Below are 23,629 nucleotides of genomic sequence, written 5' to 3' on the forward strand. Positions count from 1 at the left end.
GTTCCAATGATGGTTTCTACACTCCCTGAAAAACAACCCGAAAAACAAAAGGTGACAGGTTACATTCACTCCGTTGAAACCTGTGGCACAGTCGACGGTCCTGGTATCCGCTATGTGATTTTTACCCAAGGGTGTCCGCTGCGCTGTCTGTACTGCCACAATCCCGACTGTCGTGAACCCCATCAGGGCAAGCTCGTAACCGTGGATGAACTGATTGCCGATATTCAGCGCTACCAATCCTATCTGCGCCAAGGGGGCGTAACAGCCAGCGGCGGTGAACCCCTGATGCAGCCAGAATTTGTCCGCGAAATTTTTGAGCGTTGTCACGAGTTGGGATTGCACACTGCCCTAGATACCTCAGGTTATGTGGTTTTGGAGGCGGCCAAGCCGGTGGTGGCGGCAACGGATCTGGTGTTGCTCGACATTAAATCCTTTCTGCCCGAGACCTATCGGCGGGTCACCAGTGTCACGATTACCCCCACCTTGGAGTTGGCCAAGTACCTAGATGAGATCCATAAACCGACGTGGATCCGCTTTGTCTTGGTACCGGGGCTGACGGATGATCCCGAAAATATCCGGGGATTGGCGCAATTTGTGGCGGGTCTGCGTAACGTGGAGAAAGTGGAGGTGTTGCCCTTTCACAAAATGGGGGAATACAAATGGCAGCAATTAGGGCTGCCCTATGAACTGTTTGATACGCCGGCGGCGAGTCCAGAGGATGTCCAGCGGGCGATCGCCCTCTTCCGTGAATACGATCTCAACGTTCATTAACTTGCCCATTTAAGAAATTTCTTTCCTAAGGAGTCGCCCATGACTGCCCAAGCCTTAACTCATTCTCAACCCGTTCAAACCATTGCCGATCTCGAAGCACTCATTGAGCGCGTCCAAAGGGCACAAACCCAGTATGCCCAGTTTACCCAAGAGCAGGTGGATCACATTTTCCACCAAGCGGCCATGGCGGCCAACCAAGCGCGGATTCCCCTTGCCAAACAAGCCGTTGCCGAAACGGGCATGGGGGTTGTCGAAGATAAAGTCATTAAAAATCACTTTGCCTCGGAATATATCTACAACAAGTACAAACATGAGAAAACCTGCGGCGTAATTGAGGATGATCCCATTTTTGGCATCCAAAAAATTGCTGAACCCGTGGGGATCATTGCCGGTGTGGTGCCGGTGACGAACCCAACTTCGACGACCATCTTTAAGGCATTGATTGCCCTGAAAACCCGCAATGGCATTGTCTTTTCGCCCCACCCCCGAGCAAAGGGCTGTACGGTGGCCGCAGCCAAGGTGGTGTTGGATGCAGCGGTTGCTGCCGGGGCGCCCCCAGATATTATTGGCTGGATTGATGAACCCACCATTGAACTCTCCCAAGCCCTGATGCAGCACCCCCAAATTAAATTGATTTTGGCTACAGGAGGGCCGGGCATGGTGAAGGCGGCCTATTCCTCTGGCCATCCGGCGATCGGGGTCGGGGCGGGGAATACCCCAGTGCTCATTGATGCCACAGCCGATATTCCCACAGCAGTGAGTTCGATTCTCCTGAGTAAGGCCTTTGACAATGGCATGATCTGTGCCTCGGAGCAGGCGGTGATTGTTGTTGATGAGATCTATGATGCGGTCAAGGCCGAGTTTCAACGGCGGGGGGGCTACATTCTCTCCCCTGAGGAACGGCAGCGGGTGGCACAACTCCTCCTGAAAGATGGTCGTCTCAATGCCGCCATTGTTGGTCAATCGGCAGCCACCATTGCTGCAATGGCCAATATCCAAGTGCCGCCCGAGACGCGGGTACTCATTGGCGAAGTGAGTGAAGTCGGGTCGCAGGAGCCATTTTCCTATGAGAAACTCTGTCCGGTATTGGCCTTGTATCGGGCACCCCAGTTCCACAAAGGGGTGGAGATTGCCGCACAGTTGGTGAATTTTGGCGGCATGGGGCATACCTCTGTGCTCTACACCGATCCCCGCAATCAAGATGATATTGCCTATTTCAAATACCGCATGCAAACGGCGCGGGTTCTGATTAATACACCTTCTTCCCAAGGGGCGATCGGGGATCTCTACAACTTCAAGTTGGATCCCTCGCTGACCTTGGGGTGTGGTACGTGGGGCGGTAATGTCACGTCGGAAAATGTCGGTCCCCATCACCTGTTGAATATCAAAACGGTGAGCGATCGCCGCGAAAATATGCTCTGGTTCCGCGTGCCGCCGAAAATTTACTTCAAACCCGGCTGCCTACCCATTGCCTTGCGAGAGCTAGAAGGGAAAAAACGCGCCTTCTTGGTTACCGATAAACCCCTCTTTGACTTGGGGATCACTGACCCGATTGTGCACACCCTCGAAGAACTGGGCATCAAGCACGACATCTTCCATGAAGTGGAGCCAGACCCGACCCTGAGTACGGTGAATCGCGGCCTAGAACTGCTGCGAGACTATCAGCCCGATGTGATTATTGCCGTGGGGGGTGGCTCACCCATGGATGCGGCCAAGGTGATGTGGCTGTTGTATGAGCATCCAGAGGTGGAGTTTGACGGCTTGGCCATGCGCTTCATGGATATTCGCAAGCGGGTGTATCAACTGCCCCCCTTAGGTCAAAAAGCCATGATGGTGGCAATTCCCACGACCTCGGGGACGGGTTCCGAAGTAACGCCCTTTGCAGTGGTTACCGACGATCGCGTGGGGATTAAATACCCCTTGGCGGACTATGCCCTCACGCCCACCATGGCGATTGTGGATCCCGACTTGGTGCTGCACATGCCCAAGAAACTCACGGCCTATGGCGGCATTGATGCCCTAACCCATGCCTTGGAGTCCTATGTATCGGTGCTCTCGACGGAGTTTACTGAGGGACTGGCATTGGAGGCAATCAAACTGCTGTTTACGTACTTACCCCGTGCCTATCGCTTGGGGGCGGCTGACCCAGAAGCTCGCGAGAAAGTTCACTATGCCGCCACGATCGCCGGCATGGCCTTTGCGAATGCCTTCTTGGGGGTTTGCCACTCGATGGCCCACAAACTTGGCTCCACCTTCCATTTGCCCCACGGCCTTGCCAATGCGCTGATGATTTGCCATGTCATCCGCTATAACGCCACGGATGCCCCTCTGAAACAGGCAATCTTTCCACAGTACAAGTATCCACAAGCCAAGGAACGCTATGCCCAAATTGCCGACTTTCTTGAATTGGGTGGTAGCACTCCAGAGGAAAAAGTGGAGCGCCTGATTGCCGCCATTGAAGACCTGAAGGCGCAGTTAGAGATTCCAGCCACCATTAAGGAAGCCCTCAACAGTGAGGATCAAGCCTTCTATGAACAGGTGCAAAGCATGGCCGAACTCGCCTTTGACGATCAGTGCACGGGGGCAAATCCTCGCTATCCGCTGATTCAGGACCTGAAGGAGTTGTATATCCTTGCCTATATGGGGTGTCGGCGGGATGCGGCAGCCTACCATCCAGCGGAAGCAACGTCGAGTTGATGTGGCGTTATCTGCCCCCCTTGGCAGCACCGGGGAGGGTGCAAATGGCGGTGGATCGGTGGTTGTGGCAGTCTAGCGATCGCCCCTGTCTGCGGTTTTACACTTGGTCACCGCCCGCCATCTCCCTTGGCTATAGTCAGCGGCAAATTCCAGAGCACTGGCAACACCTGCACTGGCAGGGGCAACCCATCGAACTGGTGCAGCGACCCACGGGGGGGCGGGCTGTTTTGCACCAAGGGGATCTCACCTACAGTCTAGTGGTGTGGGGGTTGGGGCAACGGCGGCGACAGGTTTATACCGATCTGTGTCAATTCCTGAGGGTAGGGTTTGAGCGCCTAGGATGGCCTCTGCAGTTGGGACAAGACCCCTATTCCTCTCAAGCGCCGATCAATTGCTTTGCCCAAGCCACCGTGGCCGATTTGGTTTTACCTACGGGCGAGAAAGTTATTGGTAGTGCCCAAGCCTGGCGGGGCGATCGCGTTCTGCAACATGGTTCAATTGTCCTGACCCCTGACCTCGATCTATGGCAGCAGGTATTTGGCAGTGTTCCCCATCGGCAGTCCCTTCCCCCTTTAGAGGTGGTGCAAACGGCTCTCTTGGACGCCTTTGAGGCGCAGTGGCAAGTGAAACTGACCCCGGAACCCTTGAGCGATCGCGAGTGGCAAGAGATTAATGCAGAAATTAACAAAGTATCAAACTAGGGCTGTGGCTTCGCCTTCTAGGCTATGATTGGCTTGTTGTCTTGGGGATTCACATGGCACGCTGGCTGACTGCGCTTGTTTTAGCCCTGACGCTTCTCATTACCGGTTGCGCCCCTACCCCGCCCTCTCCCTATGAGCAGGTGCAACAGGAAAGCACCCAGCGCAATGCACCCCCGGCAGTGAGTCGTGAAGCCACCCAAGGCAGTGAATTTAATCGCTTCTTTCCGCCCGAGGGGAATGGCTTTGAGCGCATCTATGTCCAAGAGAAAAAGGGCTTTGCCGAGGCTAAGCTGAAAAAAGATGGCAAAGAACTGGCGATGCTGGCCATTTCCGATACGATTAGCACCCCTGAGGCTGCCGCCAAGTTTCGAAACAGTACGATGCAGATTGCCGGCTATCCAGCAGTAGAGGTGGGAACCACACAAACAGCCATTCTGGTGGCCAACCGCTATCAGGTGAAGGTACTCTCCCGTGATCCCAGCTTTACCGCCAGCGATCGCCGGGAATGGATTGAAAAATTTGATCTTGCTGGTTTAGCCCAACTTGCCCCCTAAGGAGACCACCGTGAGCGAAGCTATCTACAAAATTGTTGATCAACTCCCCACTGGGGGCATCACCGTTATGGCCCTCAAGTCCTTGGATTTCATCATTCCCGGCCAGTGGCAAAATATCGTTGGTTTTGATAACACAATCCGCCATGTGACTGGGGAAACGGATCCTGCCTTGATTCGCCAAATTGGCGATCGCGCCGTGCGGCTCTTTAATGACAAATCCCAAGGCTATCAGCGGGCACTGTGGCTCTATCAAACCGTGGACAACACCGATGCTCTCCTAGGAGCGGCTGCCCTTGCCAACAAAGTGGGCGAGAAAATTTCCTTCCTCGGCTTCTTGGATAAAATGACGCCCAAGCCAGAGCGGGCGCAGTCCATTGACCTCAGCATTAAGCTGATTGTGGAAATTCTGGCCTTTTGTCAAATCAATGGCATTCCCGGTGATAGCCTCGGCGACTTCCTGCGTGCCCTTGCCGACTACAGTGGTGAATCCCTGATGCGGATGGCTGCCCTCATCTGCTTTGATGGCCTGATTCCCCTAGGGCCTGACTTTCTTCTCAAATGCTTGGGCACACTGCAAAGCTTGCAACCCAATGATCTCCAGGAAAACCCCACCTTCAAAGCAATTGGCAGTGTCGTGCCGGGGGGCAATCCCAGCGGTCAATTGGGCTTTATTATTCAGAGCTTTCATGCGGTGCAGGGGTGGATGAACCAATTTGTCAGCAGCCACGAGTTAACGCCGCAAAAGGTGATCAATAGTCTGCAAAGCTTTATTGAACTCTCGAAGGATAACCTCGACTACTTGGGAGCCTTTTTGGACATGAGCACCAACTACTACTACCATACGGGCGTTCAGACCCTAGCTCGTCGCCTGATTGAGCGAGCAGTTGCTGAGATTTAAGGGAGCTGACACCCTTGGTTTAGGACATTTCCAGCATGCGTTGGATGGGTTTGAGCGCTGCAAGGCGGATGTCTTCTGGTAGTTCAATCTGGGGCTGGCGATCGCGCATACACCAATAGAGTTTTTCTAGGGTATTCAGGCGCATAAAGGGGCACTCATTACAATTGCAGGTCTGATCCTGAGGGGGCGCAGGGATAAAGGTTTTCTCTGGGTTGCGCCGCTGCATCTGGTGGAGAATCCCTGGCTCGGTGACAACGATAAAGGTATCGTGATCTTGGCGTTGGCTATAGTTGAGCAAAGCCGTTGTCGAACCAATAAAATCGGCATGGCGGAGTACGGCTTCTTCGCATTCGGGGTGGGCAATCACCTGGGCCGTGGGGTAGGCGGCCTTGAGTTCGAGGATGCGCCGCTCTGAAAAGGTTTCATGGACAATGCAACTGCCGTCCCACAGCACCATCTGCCGTCCGGTTTGTGCCATAACATAGCGACCAAGGTTGCGATCGGGGGCAAAAATCAGGGGCTGATCCGCAGGCAACTGCTGCACAATTTTCACTGCATTAGAACTGGTGCAAATAATGTCACTCAGGGCTTTGATTTCAGCAGTGCAGTTAATGTAGGAAATCACCCAATGATCAGGATACTGCGCCTTAAAAGCAGCAAAGGCGTCCGCAGGACAACTGTCTGCCAAAGAACAGCCCGCCGCCAAATCCGGCAGCAACACCAGCTTATCGGGGTTGAGAATCTTGGCAGTTTCGGCCATGAAATGCACCCCAGCAAAAACAATGACATCGGCATTGGTACTGGCGGCCTGCCGCGACAGCCCAAGGGAATCACCAATGTAATCGGCCACATCTTGAATGGCGGGGTCTTGGTAGTAGTGGGCTAGAATCACTGCATTCAGTTCCCGCTTCAGGTCTTGGATGGCCGCAATTAAATCCAACGGCAGGGACGGTTGAGGGGCAGCGAGAGTCGCAAACACAGGCAGTGGGTTCCTTTCGCAATTGGTAACGAGTCTCTCTATTATAGTGATTTTCACCAAAATAGGAATCCCTTAGGCATCATTGGCGAGCAGTTGCTGCACAAGGGCACGGGCACCATAGCTGACACCGGCCGTACCTTCCCCCGGATGCACGGAATCTCCCACTAACCACAGGTGAGGAATCGGGGTGCGGGTTGCTAAGCCAAAGGGGCCAAAGGTGCTCAGGCGTTGACTCATGCCCCCGACAATGCCATCTAGCCGCGCGGTATAGCGCCAGAAGGTGCGGGGGGTCGCCGCTTCACAGTGGACAATGTGCTCAGGCCGCAGATCAAAGAATTCCCCGAGGTGTTCAAGAGCTGTTTGGGTGTATTGCGCCTTGGTGGCGGCATAGTCTAAGTCAGGCTGACGCCAAAAATTCACTTCGGTGAAGCTCGAAGCAATCAGGGTGCGATAGCCAACAGGGGCACGGCCATCCCGCGGCTGACTGACGGAGACAAAGAGGGAGTTGTTTTCGCCAATGGGGCCTGCAGGATCGTAGAGAAATTGCAAGTGGGGCGGACAACTTTCCGGAATGGCGGCCTCTTTAACGCCAAGGTAAATCACAAAGGCACCGGAGGCTGGGGGCAGAGTTTTTAGACGGCGGGCATAGCCAGCGGGAAGGGCATCCCCTAGGAGTTGGGGTAGGTTTTGGGCAGGGACATTGGCCACAATGTGATCGGCTTCGACCCGCTGAAGGGTTTTTGTTTTTAAGTTCTCCACCTGTACAGCAACGGCACGCCCCCGCTCGACTTCAATGTAACGCACCAAATGCCGGGTGTAAATTTGACCGCCATCGCGCTGCAAGGCATTGGCGAGTAAATCACTGAGAACCTGCATACTGCCGTGGAGATGGTAGAGGCCGTGGGGGTCTTGGGACAGACAGAGGGCGGTGGCGGCATAGAGGAGTGCAGTTTCACTGGCATCCACTTGGGAGTAGAGCTTGAGTTGCAAATCCAGAAATTGCCGCAGCCGGCGATCGCCCCCGACACCACAGAGAGTCATCCAATCGGTCACCGTCATCAGGCTAAAGGGCAACGTGAGAAGCGTCTCCGGACGCAGGGCTTGCACCAATTGCCACAGATCAAAGCCATTGCGCGGGGGCAAAATGGGCTGCCGCTGCTGAAATCGCCAACTAATGGCAAAGAGGTGTTCGAGGCCTTGCCAAAACCGCTCACTGTGGGGAAAGTGGTGTTGACGTTCCAGTTGCCAGCGATCGCGATCGCGCCAAACATTGATGGGCGTTGTTTCCTGCGGCAGATACACCGCACAGGCAGGATCGCAGGGGGTGGCTGCCGGCAGAGGCATCTCCAATTCAGCAAAAATTGCCGCGTGAATCCCCCCCGGCTCAAGGCCAGCCACTTGGGTGGCGCCAACATCGAAGGTAAAGCCCCGCCGCTGAAATGTGGAGGCACAGCCCCCCAGTTGGGCTGCCTGCTCAAACAGCTGAACGCGATAGCCCCGTCGTGCCAACAATGCCGCTGTGGTCAGACCCCCAATGCCGCCGCCAATGACGACCACCTGCTTTGCCATTTGTATAGTTATGTAAATTACCTGTATCTAGCACTTTAACGACGTTGAGCCAGTGCTGACAAGGAAAACGGCAAGCAACTAGCGCCGCCGCAACTGAAGCTGCTCATAGACCTGCCGCAGGGACACCCCATGATAGGCAAGGGCAACTAGCGTGTGGTAAAACAAGTCCGCCACCTCACCGGCGATCGCCTCGGGGTCATCGTCTTTGCAGGCCATCACCACTTCTACGGTTTCTTCGCCCAGCTTCTTGAGAATTTTATTATCACCGGCTGTGAACAGGCTGGAAGTGTAGGACTGTAGCTGTGGAAAGTCGCGCCGCTGACAGACCACGTTATACACTTGCGAAAGGGTATCTGCTGGTGGGTCTTCTACCCGTTGTCCGGCCTCCCCATGGCGGTGGAAACAACTGCGCTGCCCCGTGTGGCAAGCGACTTGGCCCACTTGCTCTACTGTTAACAACAGGGCATCGCTATCGCAGTCGTAGCGGATACTTTTGACCCACTGGACATGGCCAGAGGTTTCGCCCTTGGGCCACAGTTCTTGGCGCGAACGACTCCAAAACCACGTACGACCGGTTTCAAGGGTTTTCTGTAGCGATTCCCGATTCATCCACGCCAGCATCAACACGGTGCCGTCCAAATAGTCTTGGACAATTGCTGGCACTAAACCCCGTTCATCGTAGCGAATCTCATCGAGGGGGAGGCTAAGGGTAGTGGCAGGCATGAATTGTTCGCAGGTCTCAAGAGGGTGACCCGGAGATCACGCCTACCGCAAGCATCCCGTATTGCTGCTTCCTTCCGGACCTGACAAGGTTGAGGCGTTGCGATCGCATGATTCCGAGCCAACTTGTATCCTAGCACACCCCATCGAGGTACATAAATCGCCCTATTAGGAATCTTTATCTCTCGTTTCTTAAAGAAAGTTTATATTAAAGAGGTAACAGCGTAAGATTTGGTAATGCCTATGACCCTTGCTGCACTGATGGTGACGCAGGCGGAGACCCTCAAAGGTCTCTTTCGGACATTGACGGCAACCAGTTGTCCCTATCGCTATAACTTTCATCTCCATACCATCTGCTCCGATGGCCAGCTGACACCGCAGCAAGTGGCACAGCAGGCAATGATCCATGGCCTCAAGGGATTTGCCATTACCGATCACCATGCCCTAGAGGGCTATTTTCAGGCTCGCATCTACGTAGAAGCCTATCCAGGAACGGATCGCCCCCAAATTTACACGGGCATTGAAATTACGGCTCAACTCTTGGGTACTGAGGTGCATATTCTGGGCTATGGCTTTGACCCCCATGCCTGGGTTTTGCATCCCTACGCCTTGGGAACTGCTCCCGAAGGAGAATTGGCACAAGCAGAACGGGTGATTGCGGCTCTCCATGAGGCGGGGGGTCTGGCAATTTTGGCGCACCCGGCACGTTATCGGCTGCCCGCTGAACAATTGATTCCCGCAGCTGTGGCGCGGGGGATTGATGGGGTGGAAACCTACTACTGTTACAGCAATCCCGATGTGTGGGAACCCACCCCTGAAACAACAGCCCTTGTGCATGCTTTGGCCGTTGAACACCAGTTGCTGGAGACCTGCGGCACGGATACCCATGGCCAAGATATTTTGGTGCGGCGATGACGGTGACTGAAATCCTGATCACCTTAGGGGCGATCGCCATCAGTGGGTTGGTGCTGCACTGGTTGATCAGGGTGCTGAAGGTGACCGTGGGTACTGCCTTGAGGATTGCCCTAATTGTCTTCCTATTGCAACTCTTTTTTGGCATTGGTCCCGATCGCCTGTGGGAGCAAGCGCAGTTTCTATGGTCACGGGTGGCGAGTTATTTGCCGATGCCTTCCTTGCCATCCTCGCAATAATGATAGGTTTCTGCGCCGGTTGAGCTTTGGCGGGCGTCTTTTGTCAGATCGGCCAGAATCCAGTAAACTGACCGGCATCAAGCCCCTTTGCCCCAAGGTCATGACTCAAACAGCATGGTTAGAACTTGTCAAATCCGTCAGTGAGCAGGGGGTTCAGCTACCCGCCAGCGGCCTCAAAATTGGCCGTGCCCCCGATAATGACATTGTCCTCAATGATCTTTCCGTGTCCCGCTACCACGCTTTCTTGGAGTGGCAAGAAGGGAAAGTTCACCTCGTGGATCTCGGCAGTACAGCGGGCACCCATCTCAATGGCCAACCGGTTGTGCCCAATACCCCCATTCCCCTCGAAGATGGCGACCTGATTACACTGGGCAACTCTGCTGTGCGCTTTCGCCTCATCTGGCACTACCACGACTATCAACTCCGTGCCACTGAGGTCAGCAAAGAGACTGAAGTCCCTGTGATTGAAGTGCGCACCAAAACATGGCGACAACGCTGGGGGCTACAGGAGCAAACGACGCTTTTGGGAACCCATCCCGCCTGCGATGTGGTGGTGGATACCCCTGAACTTTTGCCCTGCCACTTGAAATTACGCTTTGCGGATCAGCATTTGCAGGTGGTAGATCTCAGTGACCCGCAACCGGCAATGAATGTGCATTTGGGAATCGGGGAGAGTTATGCCCTGACGGAATTTGTCACACTGACCTATGTGGGGCAGCAGTTGCCCGATCGCATTGACACAGAGCGTCATGCCGTTGTCTTTAGCCCCGCGACGGAGTTGAGCACAGCAACAGTACTGGCGATTCCTGAGGCCGATGCGACATCCACCGTCCCCGTGAAGACGATTTCGCTGGTGGGATACAACACGTTCACGATTGGCCGCGATCCAAGCAATGATCTGGTGATTGAGCATCCAACGGTGTCCCGTCACCACGCCAAAATTGAGCGCCGCAATGGCGATTTCCTGCTCACGGATCTGGGGTCGAGTAATGGCACGTTTGTCAATGGCCGTGAGGTGGAGGAACCCACACTGCTGCGGGTGGGGGACAGTATTCGCATTGGTAGCGATCGCCTTGTCCTCAATGTTGATGAAACCCTGACCCAATATGCCGAATCGGGTCACATGCGCCTAGATGCCATCAACCTCAGTAAGGTGGTGGGCAAGGGAACGCAAATTCTCCACGATATTTCGCTATCGATCATGCCCAAGGAGTTTGTGGCCATCTTGGGACCTAGTGGTAGCGGCAAGTCAACGCTCCTCGATGCCCTCAATGGACTGCGGCCAGCAACAACCGGCACCGTACTGGTGAATGGCACAAATTTCTACCGCAACTATCAGGCCTTTCAAGCGCAATTGGGCTATGTGCCGCAGAAAAATATCATCCACGAGGAACTGACGATCGCCCAAGCCTTGGAATACGCGGCAAAACTACGCATGCCTCCCGATACAACCCCAGCGGAACGCCAACAGCGGGTGACCGAGGTGTTAACGGAATTGGGACTGAACCATCGTCGCGATGTGCCCATTTCCCGCCTCAGTGGCGGTCAGCAGCGGCGGGTGTGTATTGGTGCCGAATTGCTCACGCAACCCAGTCTCTTCTTCCTCGATGAGGCCACCTCTGGCTTAGATCCGGGCACGGAAGCTGACCTGATGTTTTTGCTGCGGCAGTTGGCGGATCAGGGGCGAACGATTCTCATTATTACCCACGCCACCCAAAATATTCGGGAGTGTGATCTGGTGATCTATCTAGCGGCGGGCGGCCGGCTGGCCTACTTTGGTCCTCCTGATCAACTGCTGCCCTACTTTCGGGCTACCTTTGGCGATCGCTTTAGTGGCATTAAGCTTGAGGATTTCTCTGGTATTTATCGTGCCCTAGACAAAGAGAAAAACCCCAATGCTCCCACTTCGGCAGAACTAGAGGAAGCCTACCGGCGATCGCGCCTCTATCAGGAATATGTGGTCGGGCGACAGCAGGTGCTAGCTCACATGCCCGATGAAAGTCAACGGCGCACCAAGGGCAAATCCCGTCGCAGCAGTGAAACCAAGTCGAAAATCTCCCCTTGGCAACAATTTCTCATTCTCACCCGCCGCAATCTCACAATTCTTGGCCAAGATCGTAGTAACCTGCTGCTGACCCTCTTAATAGCCCCCCTCTTGGGGAGTTTGAGTTTTGTTTCTTGGCAGCGGGATCTCTTTAATCCGGAAACGGGGAATGGGGGTCAAGCCCTGACGATGATTTTTGTCACCAGTCTGATTGCTGTGATGATTGGTGCGATGACAACGATGCGGGAATTGGTTAAGGAGGTGGAGGTTTATCGGCGGGAGCGGATGATTGGCCTGCGGCTGTTGCCCTACATTGGCTCCAAGGTGGCGATCGCCCTTGGGCTAGCCCTTTATCAAGCGGCCACTTACCTTGCGGTGACAAAGCTGGCGGTGGATTTACCGGGAGATTGGGGGGTTACTTTTGCCATGTACGTCACCCTTGCCCTTGCCATTTTTGGCGGTATGGCGATGGGTCTTTTGGTCTCTGCCTTTGCCCCTAGCCAGAACATTGTGCCGCTACTGGTGCTGATGTTTTTAGTGCCCCAAATTATCTTTAGTGGCGGGATTCAGCCCGTTTCTTCCTTCGGGTTACCGGGGCAGATTATTAACCATCTGACGGTGATTAAGTGGCCCTTTGAGGCGATGGTGAAGCTCACGGGTATGGGGGATGACATTGCCAATGACCCCTGTTGGCTGGAGCCAGAGGAAGAGCGGGAAAAAATGACCGAGGAGATGCAGCGGGATTTTTGTCTTTGCTATGGTCCGGGTCTGTTTCAAACCTGCAACTTTCCGGGTATTCGCGCCAAATATGTACCGGCAGTGGATGAACCCGCCCCCCCTCGACCGGCGTCTCCCGGCGATCCCCCCAATGATCCAGCGGCGCTCCAAGACTATCTGCAACGGCTGCAAGCCTATCAGGCAGCCATGGATGAGTGGGAACTAAAATATTCTGAGTGGAACCGCCAACGCAGTCGTGCCATCAATGAAGCCCAAGGGATTATCAGCCGCTTCCAACGAGATCAAGGCTACATGTTTACCGTAGATGTGCAACGCCATTGGCGCGATCAAAGCATTCTCATCTTGGCAATGCTAGTGGCTTTGCCCTTCTGCCAAAAACGCCGTGACTTTAGCCGTTGATACGCTGGCATTTTCAGGGGTGGGGTTTTGGAGCAATTTTTTGAATAATGGAAAAGCTGTCCTCTTCACGCTCCCATGTCCACCCCCAATCTCTTGCTTATTGATGGCCATTCCTTGGCCTTTCGTGCCTACTACGCCTTTAGTAAGGGGCGAGAGGGGGGGTTGCGTACCTCCACGGGGATTCCCACTAGTGTGTGTTTTGGCTTTCTTAAGACGCTGCTGGAGATTCTGGAGCAGCAGCAGCCGGATCATGTGGCCATTGCTTTTGATTTGGGGGAACCCACCTTTCGCCACACAGCCGATGAGAACTACAAGGCGGGACGGGCGGAGACTCCAGCGGACTTTATGACCGATATTGCCAATTTGCAGGCGTTGCTGCGGGCACTGCGTCTACCCCTGTTGAGTCAGCCGGGCTATGAAGCCGATGATGTGATTGGTACGGTGGTCCATCGCCTGCGACCCCAAGGATGGCAGGTGTCCATTGTCAGTGGCGATCGCGACCTCTTTCAATTGATTGATCGCGAAGGTCAAGTACAGGTCTTGTATCTGGGGAATACCCTTGGCCAACGCAAGCAGGGTCTGGAGGCCTTTGATGCCCTCAAGGTCAAGGAAAAAATGGGGGTTTGGCCCGAGCAAATTGTGGACTATAAAGCCCTCTGTGGCGATGCCAGCGATCGCATTCCCGGTATTAAGGGGATTGGCCCGAAAACAGCGGTGCAATTACTGAGTCAGTACCCTACCTTTGAAGATATTTACGCCCACATTAGTGAGATTACGCCCCCCGGCCTGAGAACGAAGCTGATCAATGGGGAGGCCGATGCCCGCCATTCCCGCACCCTAGCTCAAATTATCCTCGATGTCCCCTTGGAACTCCCCCTAGAGGAATTGCATCTGAGTCCCTTTGACTGGCCAACGCTGGATCAGCTATTGGATCAGTTGGAGTTTCGTGCCCTGCGGATGCAACTTCAGGACTGGCACCTCCGCTTGGGGGGGACACTGCCGGATGTAGAGAGCGATGCGGATGCAACATGGTTTTTTGCCCCGACGGACACCCCCGATCCAGTGAATGTGCAACTCATTGAAACGCCAGAGCAACTGCAATGGCTGATCGCCCAGTTAGAAACCTGTACCGATGCGAACCATCCCGTGGCTTGGGACACGGAAACCACGGCCTTGAACCCCCGCGATGCTGTCTTGGTGGGCTTGGGCTGCTGTTGGGGCGCAGCGCCTGATCAGGTGGCCTATCTGCCCTTGGGGCACAAAGAGGGGCAGAACCTACCCCTACCAGAGACCCTCGCCGCTTTGCGACCGATTCTTGAGGGCGATCGCTACCCCAAAGTCTTGCAAAATGCCAAGTTTGACCGCTTGGTGCTGCGGTTTCAGGGGATTCAATTACGAGGCGTGGTGTTTGACACAATGCTGGCGAGCTATGTGATTAATCCCGAAGCCAGTCACAACCTCAAGGATCTGTGTCAACGCTATCTGCCCCTCCAAGCCCAAACCTACCGCAGTCTTGTCGGCAAAGATCAAACCCTTGCGGATCTGTCTCCGGCCACGGTGGCACAATACTGCGGCCTCGATGTCTATACCACCTATCTTCTCAAGGACAAACTAGAGGCCGACTTGACCCCCCGCCTGCGGCAACTCCTCCTAGAGATAGAATTGCCCCTCGAACCCATTCTGGCGGAAATGGAAGCCACGGGGATTCGTATTGACAGTGACTATTTGCGGCAACTCTCCCAAGAACTGGAACAGCAACTGGCAGCCCTGCAACAACAAGCATGGGATGCCGTGGGACAACCCTTTAACTTGGCCTCCCCCAAGCAACTGAGTGAACTGCTCTTTGGCACCTTGGGGTTAGATCCGAAAAAGACCCATAAAACGAAACTGGGCTACTCCACCGATGCCGCAACCCTCGAAAAACTGCGGGGAGATCATCCTGTGATTGAACTCATTTTGAACCATCGCACCCTCGCCAAGCTCAAATCCACCTATGTGGATGTGTTGCCCACCTTGGTACGTCCAGACACAGGACGGATTCACACGGACTTTAACCAAGCCGTAACGGCAACCGGGCGCCTTTCCTCCTCTAATCCCAATCTGCAAAATATCCCCATTCGAACCGAGTTTAGTCGGCAAATTCGCCGCGCCTTTATTCCCGAGCCGGGCTGGTTGCTGGTGGCAGCGGACTATTCCCAAATTGAGTTGCGCATCCTCGCTCATCTGAGTCAAGAGCCTGCCCTGCTAGAGGCCTACCAAAAAGGGGAGGATGTCCATCATCTCACAGCTCAGTTTCTCTTAGAAAAAACCGACATTAGTTCCAGCGAGCGACGCTTGGGCAAAATTATTAACTTTGGCGTCATTTACGGGATGGGAGCGCAGCGGTTTGCCCGTGAGGCCGGGGTGAGTGTGGCCGATGCTAAGGTGTTTATTCAGCGGTTTTACGATCGCTATCCACGGGTCTTTGACTATTTGCGGCAAATGGAACGGCTTGCCCTCAGCCAAGGCTATGTGGAAACCATTTTGGGACGGCGGCGCTATTTTGAATTTCAGAGTTCTGAACTGCAAGTCCTGCGGGGCAAGCCTTTAGAGGTGCTAGCCGATGTCGATCCCAGTAAACTAAAAATGAGCAATTACGAGCGGGGGCTATTGCGGGCGGCAGCCAATGCCCCGATTCAAGGGTCCAGTGCCGATATTATTAAGTGTGCGATGGTGAAACTGGCTCCCCTACTTTCCCCTGAAGAAGCCCGCCTGCTGCTCCAAGTCCACGATGAATTGGTGTTGGAGATGACCCCTGAGGCGTGGGAACAACTGCAAACTACGATTCCCGAAGTTATGAGTACAGCAGTACCCCTGAGTGTGCCCCTTGCGGTGGACATTTACGCGGCGGCCAACTGGCTGGAGGCCAACTAGGTTTGTTGATGCGGCAGCAACGCCACTGGCAAGTTTATTTCTGGCAAATTCTCCTCTGCCTTGTTTTGGGGGCGATCGCCCTCTCCTTGCCGGCCGACGCCCAAACGATTCACTCCTACATTGACCGTGCCATGGATCAAATTAGTGAATTCTATCTTGACAATGGGATGCACTTCATTGTCATGGAGCAACACCAAGCCCCGATAGTGTCATTTCTCACCTACGTGGATGTGGGGGGCGTTGATGAACCGGAAGGCCAGACCGGTGTGGCGCACTATCTGGAACACTTGGCCTTTAAGGGCACCCGCCGCATTGGGACGACGGATTATGCCGCTGAAAAAGAAAAACTTGCCCAACTGGATCGCCTCTTTGAGCAACTGCAAGCCACGACGGATGAGCGGCAACGTCAGGCATTGATTACGGAATTTGCCGCTGTGCAGCAGGCTGCCGATCGCTATGTGATTCGCAATCAATATGGCCAAATTGTCCAGCAGGCCGGGGGCGTGGGTCTCAATGCAACCACATCTGCCGATGCCACCCGTTACTTCTACAGTTTTCCCGCCAACAAATTGGAACTGTGGATGTCCCTAGAGTCGGAACGCTTTTTGGAACCCGTCTTTCGCGACTTCTATCAAGAAAAGGAAGTCATCCTTGAGGAGCGGCGGTTGCGCACTGAAAATTCCCCCACCGGCCAACTCTTTGAGGCCTTTTTGGCCACCAGCTTTCGTCAGCATCCCTACCGCCGACCCGTCATTGGCTACCGTGAGGATATTCAAAACCTGCGCCGCGCCGATGTGGAACGGTTCTTTCGCCAGTATTACACCCCCGACAAAATGACCATGGTGCTGGTGGGAGACGTGGATCCTCAAGAGGTTAAGAAATTAGCCAAGGTTTATTTTGGTCGCTATCCCAAAGGCGCCGCCAAGACCCCAACGATTCCCCCCGAACCGCCGCAAACGGAACCTCGGCAGATTACCCTCGAATTCGCCAGTCAACCCCTCTATATTGAAGCCTATCCCTGTCCACCTTTGGGGGATCCCGCGTACCTCACCTATGAAATTTTGGCACGTCTCCTCAGTGGCGGTCGCACGTCCCGTCTGTACCGTTCCCTTGTCCTAGAGCAAAAACTCGCCCTCAATGTCCAAACCTATGTGGGCTTCCCCGGCAACAAATACCCCAATCGCTTTCTCATTTATGGGGCGCCGGCGCCGGGTCAAACAACCGCTGCCCTTGCCGCAGGCATTGCCCAAGAACTGAAAGCACTGCAAACTGCCCCCGTGACCCCAGCCGAATTGGAGCGGGTGAAAACCCAACTGCGGATGGAACTGCTGCAAAATCTGATGTCCAATGAGGGCATGGCCAAACTCTTGGCGGAGTATGCTGTAAAAGGCGGCGGCTGGCAGCAACTCTTTGCCCGTTTAGAGGCCATTAATGACATTACCCCTGCCGACATTCAGCGGGTGGCTCAATCCCTGCAACCGCAGCAGCGAACCGTGGCACAGATTCAAACTCGCCCATGAAGTCCATTTGGATGGAATGGCTGGGGGCGATCGCCTTCTATACCTGTTTGCCCATTCCCCCTAACTGCCCCATGCAATTGGCGGGAGCTGCCAAGTGGTGTCCTTGGGTGGGGCTACTGTTGGCAATGCTTCTCTGGGGGGCGCAGTGGCTGCTGGCATTTTTGCACGTTCCCCCCCTCGTGGCCAGTGTCTTGGTTGTGGCACTTTGGCTAGGATTAACTGGGGGATTGCACTTGGATGGTGCCATGGACACGGCCGATGGTTTAGCCGTCAGGGATCAACAGCGGCGCCTTGAGGTGATGGCGGACAGCCGCACGGGGGCCTTTGGCGTCATGGCAGGACTCGTCATTTTGCTCTTAAAAGTAGCGGCCTTGAGCAGTTTAGAGAGGGGTCAGGTCTTGGTGTGGGTATTGGTGATCGGGCGCCTTGCTCAGGTGTGGGCGATCGCCCGCTATCCCTATTTGAAACCCCAAGGCACGGGTCAGATCCATAAAGCCAGTGGTGTCTTTCCCCGCGATTTTTGGCCGAGTGGTTTACTTGTGCTATTACTCAGCTTCCTGCTGCCGCTTCCCCTCGGGCAATTACTTTTTGGTTTGCTCTTGATTCTCTTGATCCCGGCATGGTTGCAGTGGCAGTTGGGCGGTCACACGGGGGATACCTATGGTGCGGTTGTTGAGTGGACGGAAGCCTTGATGTTGGTTGCCTTGACGGTGGGATCGGTCAATTGATCCGGCAGCGCCACGGCCACGGTGATGATCCCCAAGACCTTGTAGCCAGCCCCCCGTAATACTGCGGCTGCAGTTCGTGCCGTTGTCCCCGTGGTATAAATGTCATCGCACAAAAGGAGCCAGCGCTGGCGTTGCAGACCCCGCCCAAGGCGAAAGGCATTGTCAAGATTGGCTTGGCGTTCTGTGAGTGAAAGCTGAAACATGGACTGGGTTGCTCTTTGGCGGATTAATCCCACTGGGGCAAGGGGTAGCTCAAGGGCACGGCAAAACCCCTCAGCAATGAGCGCTGCTTGATTAAAGCCCCGGCTCTGCAATTTATCGCGATGGAGGGGAATGGGCACAATCTGCAACGGGAGGCGTTGGGCGATCTTCGCTTCCAACCAACTCAGGGCTAACCATTGGCCAAACAGGGCAGCCAGTTCGGGGTGATTGTTGTATTTCATGGTGGCGATCGCCCGCTTGAGGTCTTGCTGATAATACCCCCAAGGAAAAAGGGGGAGACTGCCCCGCCAGTAGCGTTGGCGTTGGCGCACTTCCCATGACCTTAGCCGCCGTTCACAATCCCTACAGATCGTTTGGGGACTGGCTCGACCGCAACAGGAACAGGGCTGTTGCCCCAAAAAGGAGGTGAGCGATCGCCACACCAGCACACCCCCTAGGTACTAACAGTAGGCACTAATATCCTCATGGCACTCATCCGCCAAATAGCAGAGGGCACGGTAGCGCAACAGCATGAGCTCCTCGTAAAGGGGATTGAGGTGGCACAGGGGCGGAATGTGAATATGCCATTTTGCAACCACGATATCGCGTTCAAAGGGACACTGGGCGGGGATCAAGCGGCATAGACGATGCGCTAGCTGGCGATCGTGCACTTCTAGATGCTCTAGCCACTGCCGGACAGGCCACAAAATTGTGCGGAGCATGCGTTGCCCCAACGTCAAAATTGTCATCAACTCAACACCTCAACTCAATCATTGAAGTTGGCAGCGAAAGCTCCCCTTCCTCAACTGTTTAAGAAGGCAATTTCAGTTACTTAAAACCCTCTTTTGAGAAGGGCAAATGTGTCGCTGCATTCGATGGGAAAAAAGTCGTTGTGATTCTGATTTGACAGCTCTTAGCGAGGGGCGAAATCCCAGAAAAGTCTCAATGAAAATCGCATCACGATAGACAATCTCCTTGCTTCACAGGGATTTAGTAGTAATGGATACATTATTGAATTTAATGATGACTCTGTACCCATCCCTATTTTAGTGACTCCTGTTGAAGTTGACGATGTGGTTTTCCGAAAAGTTGCCCCTAAGCAACCGTTTTCTTCTCTATCAGTTGTCTGTATAGGGTCGCGCAACTGCCCCCAAGACTTTGGCAGTGCCCTTGCCATTTGCCAGCAGAGATCCCTGCAGCTTGCGAGGGGGTAATATTTTATTACTTAAAAAGAGAAAAGAACTGAGTAGCGCGCCTCCCCCTTCTAAGGTAATCTGCAATTAGAGTCTGGCATCGGGGAGCAACAGCATGTTCAAGAACATATTGATTCCAACGGATCTCCATGATGGTCTCCCCAAACTGACCCACTACCTTGAGGCACTGAAAACCGCGGGTGCTCGCAAATTAATCTTTTTCCATGCCCGCCCCATTGACGAGGATGGCGATAAGCCTCGGCTGCGGGAAAAAAAGCTGCAACAGGCGCGTGAATTACTCAAAATCGATGCCGCAAAAGTTCCAGCGGATCTTAAAGCAGAAGTGATCATCGAAAACCGCCGCCCCGCCGATGCCATTCTGGACACCGTTGAAAAGCATCAAATTGACTTGGTGCTGGCCAGCCGTCCCATTCGCAATCTCTTGGATGAGAAGCTCTTCGGCAGTACAACCATTGAGGTGCTGCAACGGATTAAAGTGCCAGTGATGATTATGCGCCCGCAAGTGTTGTGGGTGATGACAACCGCAGAACTGAATCTCCGCTGTCAAAATCTCTTTCGCCACCTACTAGTGCCCTACGACCACAGCCCCTCTGCCCAACACCTTGTCCAAAAGCTGCGGGAAGGCGTGCAAAAGCGCGATCAAACCAGCATTGCTGCACTGACCTTCTGCTGGATTATCAGCGATGCTGGCAAAGGGGAACTGGGAGTTGGCGAGCAACGTCCAAAGGCTGAAAAATTTCTTGCCGAGCTAAAGCAGGAATTCACGGGCTATGGCCTCAACGTTGAAACCGAGATTCGCTTTGGTAGCCCTGTCGTTGAAGCCCAACTCGCTGCCCACAATCGCGACATCTATGGGATTGCCGTTTCCTCTGGTTCCGTCGGTAAAATTTGGGAATTATCAATCCCTAGCTTTGCCGGGGAGATCATTCGCCGTTGCGTCTTTCCCGTGATCTATTTCCCGCCCGCTGGTCGCTAATTAAAAAAAATAAAGAGGGGGCAGCAGAACTACCCCAAAGGCATTTCAATTAGGCACTAAAACTTAGCTAATCGTCACTTGGCGGGGTTCCTCAGGCGCGGCGGCCTTTGCTGCTTTTTGCTCCATCATTTCTGAGCGGGCTTCGGCAACCAAGTCTTGGAAAGACTCACTGGCTTCAGCGACAGCCGTCTGTGCCTTTTCATAGGCTTCAAACGCCCACATCAAGCCTGATTTTGCCGCATTGCGAGCTTGCTCTGCCAAGTTGTGACCGGTCATTGAGTCAACGGCACCCACAACGGGGGCAACAGCAACAGCACCCACCCCAAGGGCAAGCACGGTAAGTGGTTCTAAACCAAGTAACAGGGCTTCAAACTCCATTCTGCGGCATCCTCCAAAGGAAAAGAAATGATCAGCACATCGCACCCATCATAGCAAAGGTGCAGGGAGGGCAACGTCCCCACTGGCTTAATCGCTCCACTAAGATTCTTATGCAGGGCTGAGCCAAAAGATTAGCAGAGCTTGAGGGCAGTACTGGGAACCTCATCCCAAGAGGCCACCGTACGCAGGCGCACTTGCCAACCGGCGGCTTTTTGTTCTGTCGTCAAGTTTTTCTCAAAAGACTGCACACACTCCCTCGCCTGTGCTTCATCACGACAGGCAATACAGGCATAAAGCAGGCCAGAGGGATCAATTTGCTCGCTCACCCAAATCGTCCTCATCACTCACTCCTTGGCACAGTTTGCCGATGGCACGGAACTATCTACAGCCTAGGCGAAATAGAGAGTGATCGTCAGCGATTCTTAACAGCCCTTTAGTAAGGCTCCCAACGCTGCCAACAATTGCGCAATGTGCTCAGAAGTGTGATCGGCTCTTAGGGTGATGCGCAGACGACTAAAGGGCACGGTCGGTGGCCGTACCGCCGCCACCCAACATCCAGCCTCTTGTAATTTCTGACCCCATTGGAGAACAGTGGCTGGATCCGGAGCAGGCAGGCAAAAGATGGGGGTCGGTAGCGGACGGGGCAAAACGGGGCAACCCAATTCTTGCAGTCCTTCTTCGAGTTGTTGAATGCGCTCCTCAAGGGCTTGGCGCAGGGCAGGCTCTGCTTGTAGTTGCTCAAGGGCGGCAAGGGCAGCAGCGGTATCGGCAGGTGAAAGTCCCGTGCTATAGATCCATGTGCTGGCACGGTGTTGCAAATAGGTGATCAGGGCTTGAGAGCCGGCAATGTATCCCCCTAAACTGCCAAGGGCTTTGCTGAGGGTACCCATTTGAATGACGGTCGGACTCGATTGCTTCAAGGCGGCCAAGGTACCGGCACCATTAGTTCCCAACACCCCTGTGCCGTGGGCATCGTCCACCAGTACCATGGCTGTGTAGGCTTCGGCTAGCGCCAATATCTCCTCTAGGGGGGCAACATCCCCATCCATACTAAAGACACCATCGGTGAGGATAAGACAGCGGCGATATTGGCAGCGATGGGTTTCTAGAAGTTGGGCAAGGATGGCGACGTTGTTGTGGGAATATTCGTAGAAGACGGCCCGACTGAGGCGAGCACCTTTTTTGAGGCAGGCATGGTTGTAGGCATCCCCTAGTACCAAGTCCCGTTGATCCACAAGGGCAGCAATGGTACCGAGATTGGCGGCAGTACCAGAACTAAAGACTAAGGCAGCCTCTGTACCTTTCCACTGGGCGATCGCCCGCTCTAGTTGTTCATGAAGACAACGTTGACCACTGAGAAGGCGAGACCCGGTCGCCCCAGTACCCCATTCGTCAATCGCCTTAATGGCGGCTGCTTTCACCTGCGGATGGTTGGCCAGACCCAAGTAGTCATTGCTGCAAAAGTTAATCAATGGGCGGGGTGGCTCGCCAACACTCACCACTGCCCCCGGTGCGCTACTGAGAAGGGGTTGGCGATACCAATGGGCACGGTGCAGGGCATCTAGGGCAGGTTCTAGCCACGCAAAGGGATCGCTCATTTGAGAAACTTGAGCATATTTTAGGAAGACTGGACAAAGTCTAAACCAATACGTGGCGGGGCGATCGCGGGGGACGGGAATGGGGTTTATTGCCATTCTGGTGGTAGCGCCCATTCAATGGCTCTAGGTGCAGCCGATAGCCCACATTGCGCACGGTTTGAATGAGGCGCGGCTGCTGCGGATCCACTTCGATTTTCTTACGCAAAGATAAGATATGCGTATCCACGGTGCGGGGGTTGTCAATGCTCTCTGGCCAAGCTCGCCGCAGCAACTCCTGACGACTCAAAGGCGTGCCCCCCATTTGCGTCAGAACATAGAGTAGGCTAAATTCCTGCGGTGTCAAATCCACTGGCACATTGCGTACCACCACTCGCCGCTGCACTAAATCGACTTGTAACTCACCCAAGTTCAGGACACTGGGTAAACAGGGGCGTGCTCGCCGTGCCAAGGCCTCGACTCGGGCAAGAAATTCCTGCATCCCAAAGGGTTTGGCCAAGTAATCATCGGCACCCACCCGCAGCGCCGTCACCACATCCGCTTCATCCTCATGGGCGGAAAGAACTAAAATCAAAACAGTGTTTTGGTAGTGAAGCCAGCGGCATAATTCCAAACCATTGCCCTCATTCAAGTCCAGATCGAGAACAACCAAATCGGGATGTCGCAGTTGAAATACTTCCTGCCCCTGTTGACAACCACTGGCAAGATGAACGATGTGCCCCACTTGCTGTAGGTGCCAGCCAAGGAGGGAACGCAGGTGGGGGTTACTTTCAATAATTTCAACGTGCATCAACATGAATACATCCCCACAACAACGGCGGAGTACAGGAAAAAGAGATTTCTTCTACATGTCTGGGAGAGGGTGCAACAGAGTGGCAATGTC

The 23,629-nt window shown here is 54.2% G+C and carries 21 protein-coding genes and 1 other RNA gene; 12 read left to right on the forward strand and 10 right to left on the reverse strand.

Going from position 1 to position 23,629, the window contains the following annotated elements; all coding sequences use genetic code 11:
* The first annotated feature begins 6 nt into the window (after nt 1-6).
* The 5 genes from pflA to RHP47_RS11255 are packed head-to-tail and all read left to right on the forward strand — an operon-like array spanning nt 7 to nt 5,621.
* Nucleotides 7-771: a pyruvate formate-lyase-activating protein gene (gene pflA / locus RHP47_RS11235; RefSeq protein WP_149820922.1), complete on the forward strand. Its 765-nt coding sequence runs from the start codon at nt 7-9 to the stop codon at nt 769-771.
* Between the two features lie 39 nt (nt 772-810).
* Nucleotides 811-3,468, forward strand: coding sequence for a bifunctional acetaldehyde-CoA/alcohol dehydrogenase (gene adhE / locus RHP47_RS11240; RefSeq protein ID WP_310840508.1), 2,658 nt, complete (start codon nt 811-813; stop codon nt 3,466-3,468).
* Nucleotides 3,468-4,169 carry a lipoate--protein ligase family protein gene (locus RHP47_RS11245; RefSeq protein WP_286625760.1) on the forward strand — a complete coding sequence of 234 codons (702 nt, stop codon included), beginning with the start codon at nt 3,468-3,470 and terminating at the stop codon, nt 4,167-4,169. Before adhE ends, RHP47_RS11245 begins: the two co-directional genes overlap by 1 nt.
* A gap of 53 nt (nt 4,170-4,222) precedes the next feature.
* On the forward strand, nt 4,223-4,723 hold the full coding sequence (locus RHP47_RS11250; protein WP_286625761.1) for a hypothetical protein: 501 nt from the start codon (nt 4,223-4,225) through the stop codon (nt 4,721-4,723).
* 10 nt (nt 4,724-4,733) lie between these two features.
* Entirely contained in the window at nt 4,734-5,621 is an 888-nt protein-coding gene (locus RHP47_RS11255) for a hypothetical protein (protein ID WP_286668728.1), read from the forward strand.
* Nucleotides 5,622-5,640: 19 nt separating this feature from the next.
* Here RHP47_RS11255 and nadA read toward each other — a convergent pair whose 3' ends face one another.
* From nadA to ffs, 4 genes are all read right to left on the reverse strand, one after another.
* Nucleotides 5,641-6,600: a quinolinate synthase NadA gene (gene nadA / locus RHP47_RS11260; protein WP_286625764.1), complete on the reverse strand. Its 960-nt coding sequence runs from the start codon at nt 6,598-6,600 to the stop codon at nt 5,641-5,643.
* A gap of 72 nt (nt 6,601-6,672) precedes the next feature.
* On the reverse strand, nt 6,673-8,169 hold the full coding sequence (crtD, locus tag RHP47_RS11265; RefSeq protein ID WP_302679511.1) for a C-3',4' desaturase CrtD: 1,497 nt from the start codon (nt 8,167-8,169) through the stop codon (nt 6,673-6,675).
* Nucleotides 8,170-8,247: 78 nt separating this feature from the next.
* A complete protein-coding gene (gene hisIE / locus RHP47_RS11270; protein ID WP_286668730.1) occupies nt 8,248-8,892 on the reverse strand; it encodes a bifunctional phosphoribosyl-AMP cyclohydrolase/phosphoribosyl-ATP diphosphatase HisIE in 645 nt (214 codons plus the stop codon).
* A gap of 23 nt (nt 8,893-8,915) precedes the next feature.
* Nucleotides 8,916-9,012: signal recognition particle sRNA small type (ffs, locus tag RHP47_RS11275), an RNA gene on the reverse strand.
* 120 nt (nt 9,013-9,132) lie between these two features.
* Here ffs and RHP47_RS11280 point away from each other — a divergent pair.
* From RHP47_RS11280 to cobS, 6 genes are all read left to right on the forward strand, one after another.
* Nucleotides 9,133-9,804 carry a PHP domain-containing protein gene (locus RHP47_RS11280; protein WP_286625769.1) on the forward strand — a complete coding sequence of 224 codons (672 nt, stop codon included), beginning with the start codon at nt 9,133-9,135 and terminating at the stop codon, nt 9,802-9,804.
* Complete coding sequence (locus RHP47_RS11285) at nt 9,801-10,040, forward strand: hypothetical protein (protein ID WP_310840510.1); 240 nt, start codon at nt 9,801-9,803, stop codon at nt 10,038-10,040. Before RHP47_RS11280 ends, RHP47_RS11285 begins: the two co-directional genes overlap by 4 nt.
* A 40-nt stretch (nt 10,041-10,080) precedes the next feature.
* Nucleotides 10,081-13,221, forward strand: coding sequence for an FHA domain-containing protein (locus tag RHP47_RS11290; protein WP_286668731.1), 3,141 nt, complete (start codon nt 10,081-10,083; stop codon nt 13,219-13,221).
* 75 nt (nt 13,222-13,296) lie between these two features.
* Entirely contained in the window at nt 13,297-16,134 is a 2,838-nt protein-coding gene (polA, locus tag RHP47_RS11295; RefSeq protein WP_310840512.1) for a DNA polymerase I, read from the forward strand.
* A gap of 8 nt (nt 16,135-16,142) precedes the next feature.
* Nucleotides 16,143-17,654, forward strand: a complete 1,512-nt coding sequence (locus RHP47_RS11300) for a pitrilysin family protein (protein WP_310840513.1) — start codon at nt 16,143-16,145, stop codon at nt 17,652-17,654.
* Nucleotides 17,651-18,382, forward strand: a complete 732-nt coding sequence (gene cobS / locus RHP47_RS11305) for an adenosylcobinamide-GDP ribazoletransferase (protein ID WP_310840515.1) — start codon at nt 17,651-17,653, stop codon at nt 18,380-18,382. The genes RHP47_RS11300 and cobS overlap by 4 nt, the downstream gene beginning before the upstream one ends.
* Here the strand turns inward: cobS and RHP47_RS11310 are convergent.
* Complete coding sequence (locus RHP47_RS11310) at nt 18,313-19,032, reverse strand: ComF family protein (protein WP_226971960.1); 720 nt, start codon at nt 19,030-19,032, stop codon at nt 18,313-18,315. The two genes, cobS and RHP47_RS11310, sit on opposite strands and share 70 nt — an antisense overlap.
* Nucleotides 19,033-19,044: 12 nt before the next feature.
* Nucleotides 19,045-19,332 carry a Mo-dependent nitrogenase C-terminal domain-containing protein gene (locus RHP47_RS11315; RefSeq protein WP_149820949.1) on the reverse strand — a complete coding sequence of 96 codons (288 nt, stop codon included), beginning with the start codon at nt 19,330-19,332 and terminating at the stop codon, nt 19,045-19,047.
* A 559-nt stretch (nt 19,333-19,891) separates the two neighbouring features.
* Between RHP47_RS11315 and RHP47_RS11320 the strand changes: the two genes are divergently transcribed.
* Nucleotides 19,892-20,773: a universal stress protein gene (locus RHP47_RS11320; RefSeq protein WP_310840516.1), complete on the forward strand. Its 882-nt coding sequence runs from the start codon at nt 19,892-19,894 to the stop codon at nt 20,771-20,773.
* A gap of 63 nt (nt 20,774-20,836) precedes the next feature.
* Here the strand turns inward: RHP47_RS11320 and RHP47_RS11325 are convergent, their stop codons facing one another.
* From RHP47_RS11325 to RHP47_RS11340, 4 genes are all read right to left on the reverse strand, one after another.
* Nucleotides 20,837-21,151, reverse strand: a complete 315-nt coding sequence (locus RHP47_RS11325; RefSeq protein WP_190278082.1) for a DUF5132 domain-containing protein — start codon at nt 21,149-21,151, stop codon at nt 20,837-20,839.
* A 131-nt stretch (nt 21,152-21,282) separates the two neighbouring features.
* Nucleotides 21,283-21,492, reverse strand: coding sequence for a glycogen debranching protein (locus RHP47_RS11330; RefSeq protein WP_149820955.1), 210 nt, complete (start codon nt 21,490-21,492; stop codon nt 21,283-21,285).
* 81 nt (nt 21,493-21,573) lie between these two features.
* Entirely contained in the window at nt 21,574-22,749 is a 1,176-nt protein-coding gene (gene bioF / locus RHP47_RS11335) for an 8-amino-7-oxononanoate synthase (protein ID WP_315863463.1), read from the reverse strand.
* A 40-nt stretch (nt 22,750-22,789) separates the two neighbouring features.
* A complete protein-coding gene (locus RHP47_RS11340) occupies nt 22,790-23,542 on the reverse strand; it encodes a response regulator transcription factor (protein ID WP_310840520.1) in 753 nt (250 codons plus the stop codon).
* Nucleotides 23,543-23,629 lie beyond the last annotated feature (87 nt).

The sequence above is a fragment of the Thermosynechococcus sp. QKsg1 genome (assembly GCF_031586415.1).
In the GTDB taxonomy this organism is placed as follows: domain Bacteria; phylum Cyanobacteriota; class Cyanobacteriia; order Thermosynechococcales; family Thermosynechococcaceae; genus Thermosynechococcus.

What these genes read in the sequence shown, in the direction of transcription:
- pflA (WP_149820922.1), top strand. Translation starts at nt 7, where the DNA reads ATGATGGTTTCTACACTCCCTGAAAAACAACCCGAAAAACAAAAGGTG.
- adhE (WP_310840508.1), top strand. Translation starts at nt 811, where the DNA reads ATGACTGCCCAAGCCTTAACTCATTCTCAACCCGTTCAAACCATTGCC.
- RHP47_RS11245 (WP_286625760.1), top strand. Translation starts at nt 3,468, where the DNA reads ATGTGGCGTTATCTGCCCCCCTTGGCAGCACCGGGGAGGGTGCAAATG.
- RHP47_RS11250 (WP_286625761.1), top strand. Translation starts at nt 4,223, where the DNA reads ATGGCACGCTGGCTGACTGCGCTTGTTTTAGCCCTGACGCTTCTCATT.
- crtD (WP_302679511.1), bottom strand. Translation starts at nt 8,169, where the DNA reads ATGGCAAAGCAGGTGGTCGTCATTGGCGGCGGCATTGGGGGTCTGACC.
- hisIE (WP_286668730.1), bottom strand. Translation starts at nt 8,892, where the DNA reads ATGCCTGCCACTACCCTTAGCCTCCCCCTCGATGAGATTCGCTACGAT.
- RHP47_RS11280 (WP_286625769.1), top strand. Translation starts at nt 9,133, where the DNA reads ATGACCCTTGCTGCACTGATGGTGACGCAGGCGGAGACCCTCAAAGGT.
- RHP47_RS11285 (WP_310840510.1), top strand. Translation starts at nt 9,801, where the DNA reads ATGACGGTGACTGAAATCCTGATCACCTTAGGGGCGATCGCCATCAGT.
- polA (WP_310840512.1), top strand. Translation starts at nt 13,297, where the DNA reads ATGTCCACCCCCAATCTCTTGCTTATTGATGGCCATTCCTTGGCCTTT.
- RHP47_RS11300 (WP_310840513.1), top strand. Translation starts at nt 16,143, where the DNA reads ATGCGGCAGCAACGCCACTGGCAAGTTTATTTCTGGCAAATTCTCCTC.
- cobS (WP_310840515.1), top strand. Translation starts at nt 17,651, where the DNA reads ATGAAGTCCATTTGGATGGAATGGCTGGGGGCGATCGCCTTCTATACC.
- RHP47_RS11315 (WP_149820949.1), bottom strand. Translation starts at nt 19,332, where the DNA reads ATGACAATTTTGACGTTGGGGCAACGCATGCTCCGCACAATTTTGTGG.
- RHP47_RS11320 (WP_310840516.1), top strand. Translation starts at nt 19,892, where the DNA reads ATGTTCAAGAACATATTGATTCCAACGGATCTCCATGATGGTCTCCCC.
- RHP47_RS11325 (WP_190278082.1), bottom strand. Translation starts at nt 21,151, where the DNA reads ATGGAGTTTGAAGCCCTGTTACTTGGTTTAGAACCACTTACCGTGCTT.
- RHP47_RS11330 (WP_149820955.1), bottom strand. Translation starts at nt 21,492, where the DNA reads ATGAGGACGATTTGGGTGAGCGAGCAAATTGATCCCTCTGGCCTGCTT.
- bioF (WP_315863463.1), bottom strand. Translation starts at nt 22,749, where the DNA reads ATGAGCGATCCCTTTGCGTGGCTAGAACCTGCCCTAGATGCCCTGCAC.
- RHP47_RS11340 (WP_310840520.1), bottom strand. Translation starts at nt 23,542, where the DNA reads ATGTTGATGCACGTTGAAATTATTGAAAGTAACCCCCACCTGCGTTCC.